This is a genomic window from Bradyrhizobium sp. STM 3561, from assembly GCF_045571455.1.
In the GTDB taxonomy this organism is placed as follows: domain Bacteria; phylum Pseudomonadota; class Alphaproteobacteria; order Rhizobiales; family Xanthobacteraceae; genus Bradyrhizobium; species Bradyrhizobium vignae.
In genome coordinates, this window is sequence record NZ_CP120695.1 from 3835696 (window position 1) to 3848493 (window position 12798).

The 12798-nt window shown below is 62.5% G+C and carries 13 protein-coding genes and 1 tRNA gene; 9 read left to right on the forward strand and 5 right to left on the reverse strand.

Going from position 1 to position 12798, the window contains the following annotated elements:
• Positions 1–392: 392 nt before the first annotated feature.
• The 6 genes from P6U28_RS18235 (at position 393) to P6U28_RS18260 (ending at position 5770) form a co-directional block, all read left to right on the forward strand.
• Complete coding sequence (locus P6U28_RS18235) at positions 393–1613, forward strand: class I SAM-dependent methyltransferase (protein WP_407122898.1); 1221 nt, start codon at positions 393–395, stop codon at positions 1611–1613.
• 5 nt (positions 1614–1618) lie between these two features.
• Positions 1619–2833 carry a class I SAM-dependent methyltransferase gene (locus P6U28_RS18240; protein WP_407122899.1) on the forward strand — a complete coding sequence of 405 codons (1215 nt, stop codon included), beginning with the start codon at positions 1619–1621 and terminating at the stop codon, positions 2831–2833.
• Positions 2834–2836: 3 nt separating this feature from the next.
• The gene (locus P6U28_RS18245; RefSeq protein ID WP_407122901.1) at positions 2837–3865 is read left to right on the forward strand and encodes a Gfo/Idh/MocA family protein; all 1029 of its coding nucleotides are present in this window, start codon (positions 2837–2839) and stop codon (positions 3863–3865) included.
• 1 nt (position 3866) lies between these two features.
• Positions 3867–4382 carry a hypothetical protein gene (locus tag P6U28_RS18250; RefSeq protein WP_407122903.1) on the forward strand — a complete coding sequence of 172 codons (516 nt, stop codon included), beginning with the start codon at positions 3867–3869 and terminating at the stop codon, positions 4380–4382.
• A complete protein-coding gene (locus P6U28_RS18255; protein WP_407122904.1) occupies positions 4379–4888 on the forward strand; it encodes a hypothetical protein in 510 nt (169 codons plus the stop codon). Before P6U28_RS18250 ends, P6U28_RS18255 begins: the two co-directional genes overlap by 4 nt.
• Before the next feature lie 120 nt (positions 4889–5008).
• Positions 5009–5770, forward strand: a complete 762-nt coding sequence (locus P6U28_RS18260; RefSeq protein ID WP_407122905.1) for a glycosyltransferase family 2 protein — start codon at positions 5009–5011, stop codon at positions 5768–5770.
• A gap of 117 nt (positions 5771–5887) precedes the next feature.
• On the opposite strand, the gene P6U28_RS18265 is transcribed toward P6U28_RS18260, so the two are convergent.
• Positions 5888–5963 (reverse strand) — tRNA-Trp (locus P6U28_RS18265).
• Between the two features lie 149 nt (positions 5964–6112).
• Between P6U28_RS18265 and P6U28_RS18270 the strand changes: the two genes are divergently transcribed.
• Positions 6113–7348, forward strand: a complete 1236-nt coding sequence (locus P6U28_RS18270) for a serine hydrolase domain-containing protein (RefSeq protein WP_407122906.1) — start codon at positions 6113–6115, stop codon at positions 7346–7348.
• Positions 7349–7380: 32 nt separating this feature from the next.
• Here P6U28_RS18270 and P6U28_RS18275 read toward each other — a convergent pair whose 3' ends face one another.
• Positions 7381–8148, reverse strand: coding sequence for an SDR family NAD(P)-dependent oxidoreductase (locus P6U28_RS18275; RefSeq protein WP_407122908.1), 768 nt, complete (start codon positions 8146–8148; stop codon positions 7381–7383).
• 33 nt (positions 8149–8181) lie between these two features.
• Positions 8182–8880 carry a histidine phosphatase family protein gene (locus tag P6U28_RS18280; RefSeq protein WP_407122910.1) on the reverse strand — a complete coding sequence of 233 codons (699 nt, stop codon included), beginning with the start codon at positions 8878–8880 and terminating at the stop codon, positions 8182–8184.
• Between the two features lie 132 nt (positions 8881–9012).
• On the opposite strand from P6U28_RS18280, the gene P6U28_RS18285 reads away from it, so the two are divergent.
• A complete protein-coding gene (locus P6U28_RS18285; RefSeq protein ID WP_407122912.1) occupies positions 9013–9798 on the forward strand; it encodes an SDR family NAD(P)-dependent oxidoreductase in 786 nt (261 codons plus the stop codon).
• 536 nt (positions 9799–10334) lie between these two features.
• On the opposite strand, the gene P6U28_RS18290 is transcribed toward P6U28_RS18285, so the two are convergent.
• Complete coding sequence (locus P6U28_RS18290; RefSeq protein ID WP_244608010.1) at positions 10335–10676, reverse strand: transposase; 342 nt, start codon at positions 10674–10676, stop codon at positions 10335–10337.
• Positions 10637–11296 (reverse strand): transposase, encoded by a 660-nt coding sequence (locus P6U28_RS18295; RefSeq protein ID WP_407122915.1) that lies wholly within the window; start codon positions 11294–11296, stop codon positions 10637–10639. Before P6U28_RS18295 ends, P6U28_RS18290 begins: the two co-directional genes overlap by 40 nt.
• A 259-nt stretch (positions 11297–11555) precedes the next feature.
• Between P6U28_RS18295 and P6U28_RS18300 the strand changes: the two genes are divergently transcribed.
• Positions 11556–12656, forward strand: a complete 1101-nt coding sequence (locus P6U28_RS18300; protein WP_122402213.1) for an IS4 family transposase — start codon at positions 11556–11558, stop codon at positions 12654–12656.
• The last annotated feature ends 142 nt before the right edge of the window (positions 12657–12798 follow it).

Below are 12798 nucleotides of genomic sequence, written 5' to 3' on the forward strand. Positions count from 1 at the left end.
ACCAAATGTTCATCGCTGGTCCACGGGAAAGCAACTTGAGTACATCTGCACGAACGGTCGCATCGCGCGGCGCTAATGCGCGACCGGCAAGAATCGCTGCCTATCGGAAATCTGCTGGGGCAGCCTGGCGACTGGGCTGCGGCGGCACTGCGTCCTGATATACGGATTGTCTAGGAGTTACAATCGCTTGAGCGCGGCGTTCGTGGCGCTTTGCCCAGTAGATGCGTATCGGGCCGAAGCCGCCTTCGCAACGGCTTCTTAACGCTTGCAAGACGTCTGCCCGGCTGGTAGTTGCTGCCTTTCCGGCACCTTCAGCTGGTGTGCCTGTCCGATCGGGGCATGGGGCTTGAGATGCTTCGTTACCAGCCGCATCAACTCCATCGAAAGTCATCGTGTCTGAACCCGTGAGCAAGAACTGCCGGCTTTGCCATGCCAACGACCTGCGACCGGTCATCGATCTCGGCCTGATGCCGATCGCGCATCGTCTGCTGCACAGCAGGGACGAGCGCGAGGAACGATTTCCATTCGAGGTGCTGGCCTGCGGTGCGTGTGGCCTTCCGCAGATCGTCGAGCCGATCGATCCCGATATTCTCTATCGCCAGTTCAACTACAATTTCAGCAGTTGGAAGCCAGAGCCGCATCAGCCCGATGAGCTCGACACCATCGCGCAGTTTACGAGACATCACTCGGTTTTCGAGATCGGCTGCAACGATGGCCTGTTCATGGGCAAGCTTCGCGAGCGCGGCGCGAAGGTTCTGTTTGGCGTGGAGCCCAACCCGGTCTCCGGCAAGATCGCCAGCGAGCGCGGCATCACCGTGTATTCCGAGATGATCAGTCCGGCCCTGTGCCGCGACGCCGTGGCAAAAGCCGGCAAATTCGATCTCGTCATTGCGCGGCAGGTGCTAGAGCACATCGTCGATTTCGAGAACTTCTTCGAGTGCGTCAAGCTCGCTCTGAAAGAGGATGGTCTGCTGTTCATCGACGTTCCGGACTTCGCGCCGGGATCGTCGGTCGGAGATCTCTCGGTGCTCTGGGAGGAGCATGTCAGCTACTTCACGGAAGCCACCTTGCTCGCCCTGCTGGCGCGCCACGGCTTCGAAACCGTCTCGATGAAGAAGTACAATTTCAGCGGCGGCACCCTCGCGGTTGCCGCGCGCCGCAAGCAAGGCGAGATCGCCGCGCCGACACCGTCGCCTGGGGTTGGCGAGAAGTTCGCGCAGCTCGCCCGCGAATACGGAGCACGCCTTCGGCCCGCCCTCGCAAAGTTTCGGGCACGCGGCACTCAGGTCGCGATCTACGGAGCCGGCTGCCGCGCCTGCACCTTCACCAATGCCCACGAATTGGCAGACCTGATCGACCTCTCGGTCGACGACCAGACTGAGCGTCAAGGGCTCTTTCTGCCGGGAACCCGTATTCCGATCCGGTCGCCTGAGGAGTTGCGGGACCGCACTGAGCCGCTGATCTGCCTGCTCGCGGTCAACCAGGAGAACGAGACCAAGGTCAGCACCCGCCTCCGCGAAGCGCTGAAGCGTCCGCTGAATATCGTTTCGGTCTTTGCTCCATCCGACATCTGGCGTGAGCTGGATCGGCTCGAGGCCGCAGCAGCAGGCTAGGCGTAATGGCTGACGCGAAGCTGTTTCAATACTACCAGCGCCAGAGCATTCTGCCGACGTTCGGCAACTTCAAGTCTGCGGCTGAACTGAACGCTTATGCCGCCCAACGGCGTGCGCTGTTCCTGGACAAGCTGTCGTTGCCTCCCCGGTTGTTTCGCGATGCCGAGGTGCTCGAGTTCGGCCCCGACTCCGGCGAGAACGCGATGGTGTTTGCCGGCTGGGGCGCGAAGATGACGTTGGCGGAGCCCAACCAGCAGGCGCATGAGAAGATACGCGCCTACTTCGATCACTTTGGACTGTCGGATCAGCTTCGCGAACTCGTTCTGGCCGATGTCGAGGGATTTCGCGGTCAGCGCCGCTTCGATCTCGTGGATGCGGAAGGTTTCATCTATACCGTACAGCCGACCGAGACCTGGCTGCGCATCGTCCACGACCTGCTCAATCCCGACGGTTACGCCGTAGTCTCCTACTATGAACGCTATGGCGGGTTTTTCGAGCTCGCGCTCAAGGCGATCCATGCGGCCGCCAAGGCGTTGACCGGCCTTCCTCCGGAGGACAGCGCAAAGCGTCTGTTCGACGCGAAATGGAACAGCATTCCCCATACCCGCCGGTTCGAATCCTGGTTGATGGACGTCCTCGAGAATCCGTTCGTCCGTTACCGCTATTTTATCGACGCTGCGACGCTGCGCACCTCCGCCAATGCGCTCGGTTTCGACGTCCACGCGGCGTGGCCCTCTTATGACGACACGCTGGCGGTCTACTGGCACAAGAAGATATTGTCCGATGATGAGAAGCTGCGCCGCGCAGAGCAGCATCTTCGTCGCAGCCGTCTCAGCTTTCTCGGCGGACAGAAGCTGTATTTGGTCGGACCGATCGAGGCTGTCGATACGATCTGTGCCACGATCGAGCGGCTGGCCGTTGAGATCGACCGATTGATCGACGATCCGCTTGGCGAAGGTCTGGCGAGAATCATATCCGATCTGGACGCGCTCCGCAGCGCTATCAGGACCACAGACGTCCTGGCTGACGACATCGCCGACGTCGCCTCGTTCCAGGCGACGCTCGATAGCTTCTTGCGGATATTCGAGGCGATCGGACGCCGGGACAGCGACGGCCTGGCCGCTCTCACCCGGTCGGACGAACCTTTCATCAAGATGTGGGGGCAGCCGGCGCATTTCCTGGTCATGCGCAAGCGCCTCGGGCCGTCACAGGATGTGTAGAAATTGACGCCGGGGATTGGCATCATCGGCATGGGCATGGTGGGCCAAATGTGCCACCTCGCCAATTTCATTTCCAATCCCGCCTGCCAGGTGGTTGCCGTCGCCGACCTGCGACCTGATTTGGCCGCGGCCGCCGCCGCAAAGTTCGCGGTTTCGCGCGTCTATCGTACGCACCGGGAATTGCTCGACGACGATGCCGTGTCCGCCGTCGTCGTGGTGACGAGGCGACGCGCCACTGGTCCCATCGTCCTCGACGCGCTCAACAGCGGTCGCCATGTGCTCTCGGAAAAGCCGATGGCATATACGACCGCTCAAGCCGCGGCCCTCGTTGAGGCCGCCCGAAAGCACGACCTGATCTACAGCGTCGGCTACATGAAGCGTCATGACGCCGGCGTTGCGCGGGCGCGTTCGCTGCTGGCGCGGCTTCGGGCGGATGGATCGCTCGGACTCATCATCGGAGCTCGCGCATGGTGTCTCGGTGGCCTCACCGGTGCCTCGGCCGACAACTTTGTCATGACCACGGAAACCCGTCCTGAGGGGCTTGAGCTTTGGCCGGATGGGCCCGACTGGATGCCGGCGGCGATGCGGCCGCGCTATGATACGTTTTTGAACGTGTTCAGCCACATCATCAATCTCGCGCGCCATGTGCTGGGCAGTTCCCCCACATTGCACGCGATGCCGACGGCAACCGCGCCGGAAACCGGCATGGCGCTCGACTTCGCCGGCATTCCCTGCGTCTTCGAGTTCGCCAACAAGGTCTCCGGTCCATGGCGGGAGGGACTGGCGGTTGAGTTCGAGCGTGGCGCCGTAACAATCGAATTGCCGGCGCCCTTTGCCGAAGAGGAGGCCTTGGTCACCCTCGATCAGGACGGTCAACGCTCGCAAATGGCACGTGGACGAAGCTGGGCATTTCGCCGGCAAGCCGAAGCATTCGTCTCGGACCTGATCGGACATACATCACCATCTGCCTCCGGCGAGGACTCATCCATCGATATCGCGCTGGCCGAGGCGCACTGGAAACGCGGTCTTTAGCATGAATATCGTACCGGGCCCGGCGCAAGCCGTCGCGATATGCCTCAGTGCTGCACTTCCATTGTTGTTGCTCGCCGTGGCCCGTGCCACGAGCGTACGCGGCGCCGGTCGGACCTTTCGGATCGGCGTGAGCCTCGCAACAGCCTTGTTTGTCCTCGCCAGCCTAGTCCTTCCCGGTGAGCGGCACTTCGATGATGTCCTCGCCGGCGCCTTCCTGCTGGCCACGGGCATCTTGCTGTCCTACGTATTCTGGAGCCTGCTCGCCTGGGGCTTTACCCTGACCTTGCTGACGTCGCTGGTTCAGGCCGGCCGCCCAATGACGTCGGACGAATGGGCTACCGCTTATATGCGGGGCGGCAATCTCGGCACGTTCGCCCGTAATCGGCTGAAGCTGCTGCTCGGCTCCGGAATGGTTGCTTCAAGCGACGGCAAGCTCGTGGCGACAGCCAAAGGCACGATGGTCGCTGGCATCGTCAGACTCATTCGTTTCGTCACGGGACTCGGACACGCGCCATGATGTCGTTTGTCTGGGGAGCCATCGGGATCATCGTGTTCATCGTCGTTGCGCCCGCCATGCAATGGATGGCGCGACGCGCGGCACGGCCGTTGTCGCCCACGATCGTCCTGGCGATCGCCGCCGTCCTCTCACATGTCACCAGCATAATCCTCGGCGCCATGACGGTCCCGCAATTTCAGTATTGGAACGCCGCTTCGATCTTCAGCTTCGGCGTGATGAGCTACGTCTTTGCCTTCGGCGCCGTCTACAAGTCGGTTTCGCTTGAGATCATGCTCGATATAGCCGAGCGACCCGGGCGCGAATCGTCCCTCGTGGAGGTGGTGGAGCATCGGATTCCGGATGTGTTCCTTGGCAGGACCAAGATACTGGTCGAGTCCGGCCTTGCCGAGTACATCGGCCCGACCTTTGCCCCCACTGCGGCGGGCCGGAAATTGGCCGGCAGGATCACGCGACTCCGCCGCCTTTTCGCCATTGGCGATACCGGTCTGTATGATTTTTCGGACTAGTTGCGCAGAACACACACATCGCCGGTTTCGTACCGGGTCGTGTTGTTCGCTCGGCTCTGATGACCTAAAGTTTCGCTAGAGTTCCAGTTGTACAGGGTAGCCAGCACCGGCGACATTGCGATGACACCTTCCAGGGCGGCAAGAAAGCTTACGATCGTCATCCCTGCACTGAACGAACAGGACAAGATCGCCGACACCATCGACGGCGTGCTGCCGCTCGCCCGCGAGCTGCTCGACGATTTCGAGATCTTCCTGATCGACGACGGCAGCACCGACGCCACCGGTGCGATCATGGACGAGTTCGCGGCCGGCGAGCCGCGCATCATCGTGCATCACAACGCCGTGCGGCGGGGCGTCGGCGCCGGCTTCGAATATGCGCTGTCGCGCGCGAAATTCGATGCCATCACGCTGATTCCCGGCGATCACGCCTTCCAGAACGAGGGTATTGCCCGGATGTTCAAGGCGGCGGGCGCCGCGGACATCGTCATCACCTATCGCGACAACCAGTCCGACCGCTCCGTCAACCGCTCCATCCAGTCGCATTCGCTGCGGTTCATCCTGAACTGCCTGTTCGGCTTCTGGCTCTCCGACTACCACAGCATGATCGTCTACCCCGTGAAATGGCTGCGCCAGATCGCGGTCAAGGCCGACGGCTACGGCTATCAGATCTGTGCGCTGATCTCCCTGCTCCAGCTCGGCCTCACCCACGTCCAGGTCCCCGTGAGCCTGAATGCGGAGCTGAAGGGATCGTCCCGCGCGCTGCGGCTGCGCACCTATTTCGAGCTTGGCGGGACCATCGTGTCGCTGCTCCGCCGCGTTCCCATCCGGAACGTCGATCTCAGCCAGATTCCCGCCGACGCGGAGCAGAGCCCGGCGCGCTAAACGGCGCTCCGCGGATCTCAGCGTAGGGTATCCGGCGTTCGTGCTCGCCTTTTGGCGGTTGGTACGGGACGCCTTGTCCCTATCCCGCCAGCGTCCAATCTAAGTGATTGATTTTACTGGCAGGAGTGGCAGGGCTCGAACCTGCGACCCCCGGTTTTGGAGACCGGTGCTCTACCAATTGAGCTACACTCCTATAGACCCAGCGTCGCCGCGGATCAGGGGCGCTTTCAAGCACAGAGAGCGGCCGGTTTGCAAGGGTGAACCGCGCCGGCTTCGCTTGTTTGTGTCCGGCTTTCCGGGCCACAGTCCATTGGCCATAACGAAAAACAATCGGGAGTGCCCATGACCGTTACAGCGACCGCCACAGCCGCCCAACAGGCACCGATCGCGCTTCACACCCCGCCTTTGCCGGAGGCCCGCCCCGAGACGCTCGGGCTGTCGCGCCCCCGTCTCCAGGCCATGTCCGATGCCTTCAGCCGCGAGATCGACAAGGGAACCGTTCCCGGGGTCACCGTGCTGGTGGCGAGGGGCGGCCAAATCGGCTGGTTCGAGGCGCTCGGCAAGCAGGGCCCGGCGGGCGCGGCGCCGATGGCGCGCGATTCGATCTTCCGCATCTTCTCGATGACCAAGCCGATCGTCTCGGTCGGCATCATGGCGCTGGTCGAGGACGGCCAGCTCCTGCTCAGCGACGCGGTCGCAAAATTCATCCCGGAGTTCGCGAGCCAGCAGGTCGGCGTCGTCAAGGACGGCAAGTTGGAGCTGGTGCCGCCGACGCGGCCCATGACCGTGCAGGACCTGCTCCGCCACACCTCCGGCCTCACCTACGAGCACCAGGGCGACGGCCCTGTGCACAAGCTCTACCAGGAATCCCGCGTCCGCAGCCGCAAGATCACCAATGCCGAGCATGCCGCACTGGTGGCGAGCTTTCCGCTGGTCTGCCAGCCCGGCGCGGAGTTCAACTACAGTCGCTCCACCGACATCCTTGGCCGCATCATCGAGGTCGTCATCGGCAAAACGCTCGGCACGTTCCTCACCGAGCGCGTGCTCGCGCCGCTCCAGATGGCCGAGACCGGCTTCTCGACCGCCGCGGCCAATGCCGGGCGTATTGCCGAGCCATTCGCGACCGACCCCTGGACCGGCGACAAGGTCGCGCTGTTCAACATGCTCGAGCAGCCGGTGATGGAGTCCGGCGGCGGCGGCCTGGTCTCGACCACGATGGACTATGCCCGCTTCTGCCTGATGCTGCGCAATGGCGGCACGCTCGACGGCAACAGGATCATCGGCCGCAAGACGCTGGAGCTGATGGCGTCCGATCATCTCGGGCCGCATGTTGTGACGAATGGCACGCTGCTGTCGCCCGGCCACGGCTTCGGTCTCGGCTTTGCCGTGCGCCGCGAGGCCGGCATTGCCCCCTTCCCTGGCAGCGTCGGCCAGTATTTCTGGAGCGGCATTGCCGGCACGTTCTTCTGGATCGATCCGAAGGAGGATCTGTTCGCGGTCTTCATGAGCCAGGGCCCGGGCCAGCGCGACTACACGCGAACCCTGGTGCGGGATCTGGTTTACGCGGCGGTGGAGTGAGGTCCGCGCTTAGGGTTCTGCGCTCTATCGCCTCAACTGATCGTCGCGCCGCCGTCGATCACCATGGTCTGGCCGGTCATGAAGTCGCCGGCCTTCGAGCCCAGGAACACGGCCGCGCCCGCGATCTCGTCGGGGATGCCGATACGCAGCAGCGGCGAGCGTGAGGTCGAAGCCTTCAGGTTCTCCGGATTGTCCCACAGAGCTTTCGCGAAATCGGTCTTGATGAGGCCGGGCGCGATACAGTTCACGCGGATATTGTGCTTGCCGTATTCGCAGGCGAGATTGCGCGCGAGCTGCATGTCGGCGGCCTTCGAGATCGCGTAAGCACCGAGGATGGTCGAGCCCTTGAGGCCGCCGATCGAGGAGACGATGATGATCGAGCCGTCCTTGCGCTCGATCATCTGCGGCACCACCATCGAGATCAGCCAATTGTTGGCAACGATGTTGTTGTCGAGGATCTTCCTGAACTGATCGTCGGAGATGCCGGCGAGCGGACCGTAATACGGATTCGACGCCGCATTGCAGACCAGCACGTCGATCTTGCCGAAGGCGCGGTTGCTCTCGTCGACGAGGTTTTGCAAATTCTCTTTCGACGAGATGTTCGCGGCGATCGCAACGGCGGTGCCCTTGCCGAATCTGTCGTTGATGCTCTTCGCCACCTGCTCGCACACGTCGGCCTTGCGCGAGGAGATCACCACCTTGGCGCCGTGCTCGGCCATGCGCTCGGCGATCGCGAGCCCGATGCCGCGCGTCGATCCCGTGATGACGGCGACTTTCCCCTTCATGTCGAACAAGGTCATGTTTCTCTCCCAGATTGACTTTCGTATTCAGTGTCAGGCGAGCTTCTTGACTTCCGGTCCTGCCGGCTGATGCATCGCCGCGTGCGCGTCATCTGCGATCCAGGGCTGCTGGTTGACCATCGGCAGCCGCCAGACCGTGCGTTCGGGACTGGCAAAATAGTCCAGCCGCGTCACCGAGCAATTGTCGATGTCGAACGAGAGCCCCCGCTCCGGCTGGCCGTCGAGCGCAAGCCCGAGTGCCGCCTTGATGGTGCCGCCATGCGCGACCGCGATGATGTCCTGCCCTGCCGCCTCGTTGTTGATCCGCTCGATGGTGCGGCGCGTGCGGTTGTAGAGATCCATGAAGCTTTCGCCGCCTGGCGCGGGCTCGTTGATATCGGCGAACCAACTGGCGCCGACGGGACGGCTCGCGATGAATTCAGCGCGGTTCATGCCCTGCCAGCGGCCGAGATTCTGCTCGGCAAGATCCGCTTCCCACTTCATCGACGCAGGCCTTGGAAAACCGGTGGCCCAGATCGCCTCGGCGGTCTGATGAGTGCGCATCAGATTGCTCGAATACCAGACCGCCTTACGTGGCAGCACCTTGGCAACAGCGTTGAACACATAGGTGTCGCTGGTATCGCAGGCGATGTCGGACTGGCCGTAGATGTTGCCGCCGTCATTGCGCACTGGCGCGTGCCGGACCCACCACCATCGTGTTATGACCACATTCGGCCTGTCTGCACCAGCCATCGAAACCCTTCCATCCCGTGTGATGTCGCTGTACGTCAGTAACGAACGTGTCTCAAGACACTTTACCGTTTGAAATCTTGTTTGAAATTCCGTCGCGCGGCAAGGGCCGCGTGCGAGCAAAGGGAGAAGCGCATGGGCCGCCTGCAAGGCAAATCCGTCATCATCACCGGCGCCGGCAGCGGCATCGGCCGCGCCGCTGCGCTGCTGTTCACCAAGGAAGGCGCCAGGCTGATTGCGGTCGATCGTACCGAGGCGGTGAAGGAGACCGTCGAGGAGGTGAAGAAGGCCGGCGGCGTTGCGGAAGCCATGGTGGCGGATGCCGGCTCCGAGGCCGACGTCATCGCCGTGATCGACAAAGCGGTGAAGACGCATGGCCGGCTCGACGTGATCTGGGCCAATGCCGGCATCTCCGGCGGCCTCGTTCCGCTCGCCGAGCAGACAGTGGAGCACTGGCAGGAGATTTTGCGCGTCAATCTGATCGGGCCGTTCCTGGCGGTGAAATACGCGATGCCGCACATGGTCAAGCAGCAGTCCGGCGCGATCGTGCTGACCGCGTCCGTCGCGGGCCTCAAGGCCGGCGCCAGCGGGCATCCCTATGCGGCGAGCAAGGCCGGCGTGATCAGCCTGGTGCAGACCACGGCCTATTCGCTCACCGGCACCGGCGTGCGCATCAACGCGGTGTGCCCGGGCCTGATCGAAACCGGCATGACGAAGCCGATCTTCGACCGCGCCAAGGAGCGCGGCACCCAAGACAAGATCGGCCAACTCAATCCGCTGAAGCGTGCCGGCCAGCCGCACGAGCTCGCCGCGATGGGGTTGTTTTTGGCGAGCGACGAAGCGTCCTATGTGAACGGCCAGGCGTTCCCCGTCGACGGAGGCTTGACGGCATCGATGCCGTATACGGGGAAGCCGGTTTAGTTCGTACACTTTTGTGTCCCGGACGCGCTGCAGCGCGCAAGCGTTGCGGCGCCGAGCCGGGACCCAGCAGGCCGCGGCATTTGCTGCAGCATGGGCCCCGGCTCTGCAGCGCATCGCTAGAGGAGCGCTGCGCTGCGTCCGGGGCACGAGGCCTGAATCTTCGCGCACGGCTGCCTCAACATCGTCATTGCGAGCGGAGCGAAGCAAATCCAGAAATGCATCCGCGAAAAGACTCTGGATTTGCTTCGCTGCGCGCAATGACGGAGCAAGTGGCGCCGGCGTCGCTCTGCGGCCGGCATCTGAATTGCAGACACGCCTTCGCATCCTCGCGGCTCATCTCGCCCGAGCTTTGCTTCGTCGCCTCACCCTCAATTGAAAGAGCAACTGTGGCGAAGTAGCCCGGCGATCGGCCGGCCTCAAGGCTGGCGCTGGCGCGCCCCGCCTGCGGCGGCTGACGGCCTTGACCCCGTCCGCTCACCGGTCTGTTGGCTTTGCATGCGCTCGGCCGAGGTCCGAGCGCGAGATAGGCGCGCTCGTCAGGCCACCCTGTATTTCTTCGGATCCCACGTCTCGCCGCGCGCGATCATGGTGTTGAGGATGATGATCAGCTTGCGCATGCAGGCGACGATCGCGACCTTTGGCGGCTTGCCCTTGGCAATCAGCCGTTCGTAGAAGGCCTTGAACACCGGATTGTTCAGCGTTGCGGCACCGACACAGGGCATGTAGAGGGCATTTCGCACCCAGCGGCGGCCACCCTTGATGCAGCGTTCACCTCGACGTTTGCCGCTATCATCGTCATAAGGAGCAACGCCCATCAACGCGGCGGCAACTTCGTCGCTCACCTGCCCCAGCTCCGGTAGTCCTCCAAGCAGCGCCATTGCGGTCCCCTCAGCAAAGCCTGGTACGCTCTGGATGATCTCGGCGCGTTTGGCAAAGTCCGGCGTTGTCTTGATCGTCGCCGCGATCGCGGTCTCGAGCGCGGCGATTTCGTCAGCCAGCTTCTTAAGAAGACGCGCGCGAGCCTCTGAACAAGGGCCGGCGCCTCATGCTCCTTCTGCATTTCCAGGCGAGCCCTGACGTCAAGCAGGCCTTGGCGTCCCTTCACCAGTGCCTTCATCTCCTCGTGAGCGGGATTGTCGACTTGGCTGGGAGCCTCGCCGAATGTCTCGGCGAACCAGGAGATCATCTCCGCGTCGATCTTGTCATTTTTCGCAAGGCGTCCCGCCGATTCCGCAAAGTGGCGAACCCGTTTGGGATCGACGATCCGTACTTCCAGCCCTGCTTGGCGCAACGCCTTGGCCCATACCCGCTCGTAGCCGCCGCTTGCCTCCATCACTGCCTTGCCGACCTGATGCTTGCGAAGCCATGCAATCAAGCTCCGTCGCCCCGCCGCGGTTGTTGGGCAAGTCTTCCGCTCCGTTACGGTCCGAATGCACGCATCAATCTTGTCTTTAGCGACATCGATGCCGACGACAACCAGATCGTCTTGTGTCATCATCCACTCCCTTCCTTGCCTGGTACGGGCTCGCAGCCCTTGCAACTGTTCGGGTTCAGGAAGACACCGGAGCTGTCCCTTGCTCTTTAGCAGGCTCTGTCGCCTTTGGGCGCAACGGGCTCAGTTCCGGCAACGGGCGGTTCTGATCCAACCGCCCGTTGCCACATTCTGGCAGATTTCGGGGACACAAGGGCGCAGGGAAGACCGCATAGGCGTTAAGTTTGTTCTTGAGTGTTGGAATCACACGTGATTCCAAGGCGGGATGGCAGACGAATCGCTTCTGAACGAGGACTGGACGAGAGTGGTTACGCAGCTCGGCGGGGCTGCGCAGCTTGAAATAAGTGCGCGCCAGACGAAGGCTTTCGTGCGGCGGCGCCAAATTCCAGATGCGGTGGCGTTACTTCGGCTGATGCTGGCCTATTGTCTGGGTGAAAGAGGGTTGAGATCGACAGCCGCGTGGGCCGCTTCTGTTGGCCTTGCCGACCTCAGCAGCGTGGCGTTGTTCTATCGCCTGCGTCAATGTGGCGATTGGTTTGCAGTGCTGGTGGAGGGCTTGCTCGCTGCGGCAGCCCCGAAAGCGAGCCGAGGCCGCCTGATCCGCATTATCGATGCGACGACAGTGCCTCAGGCAGGACCGGCTGCGCGCAGGAACAGTGAGCTTTGGCGCGTTCATAGTGCATTCGATCTGCCATATGAGCGCTTTGGTCACTTCGAGCTGACAGATCAGCAAGAAGGCGAAACGTTTGACCGGATACCGGTGGTCAAGAACGAGATCCGCATTGCTGACCGCGCTTATCTACAACCTGACCGCATCGCCGCTGTGCGCGACGCCGGGGCAGACGTTTTGATCCGAGCGGGCTGGAAGAACGCACGTTGGCTTGATGCCAAAGGCCTTCCGTTCGATCTGATGGCCCAATTGCGTGCGGCGAAGGCGCACGGACTGATCGATCGGAGGATTTGGATCAAACGCAAGGACGGTGCGCCTCTGGCTATGCGTCTGGTCGCAGTCAAGAAGCCCGCCGGTGCAGTCGCGGCTTCGCGCCGTAAAGCCCGGCGCGACGCACAAGACGAAAACCGCGTCATCTCCAAAGAAACTCTGGAAGCCGCGGATTGGGTCATTCTGGTCACGTCGCTCGCGCGGGACGAGTTCTCCACCAAGGATGTACTCGCGCTCTATCGACTGCGATGGCGCATCGAACTTGGCTTCAAGCGACTGAAGAGTCTGATTGGTCTCAAGACGCCACCTGGAACCGATCCGCGCTCCGCCAAGCCCTACTTGCTGGCACACCTCTTGATCATCCTGCTGCTCGAGCCGCTTGCCCGCGACTTCGAGGACTCTCCCCGCTGGACGCAGGCCGCCTGACGGCACCTGGCGCTTGGCGTGTTTTGCAACAACTCGTTGCATCCTTGCTACAAGCGATCATTCCACAACCAACCATCCGTTGCTTTCGCCGCAGAAAGCGAGCGCTTGGGCGGCACCTGCGCGAGCCTCCTCGAAAACGTCC